1 protein-coding gene is annotated in these 254 nt (G+C 53.9%); it reads left to right on the top strand.

The window, feature by feature from the left end; all coding sequences use genetic code 11:
• The coding region (locus tag AACQ81_RS06805) for a hypothetical protein (RefSeq protein WP_237388517.1) at positions 1-254 on the top strand (254 nt) is incomplete at both ends.

Genomic DNA, 254 nt, shown 5'->3' on the forward strand with positions numbered 1-254 from the left:
GCACTGCCACCCTGTGAAGAAAAAGCCGATTGGGACGACTATCGCCAAAGATACGGGTTGCAATCCATGCTGAACGCGTTTGAACAAACATTGATAGTGTCAGGGGCAAAAACAGACCCAAAGTCAGGGCCAGTAGAGCCGGAGCCAACGGAGCGAGAACCCGTGTCAGAACAGCAAAAACCCGATGACCCATTACAGCCGTGGGCTGAGCTGCGTGACGGTGGCGTCTACTGGATTACCCCCAAATTAGACCG

It is taken from the genome of Xenorhabdus sp. Sc-CR9, assembly GCF_963897815.1.
In the GTDB taxonomy this organism is placed as follows: Bacteria; Pseudomonadota; Gammaproteobacteria; order Enterobacterales; family Enterobacteriaceae; genus Xenorhabdus.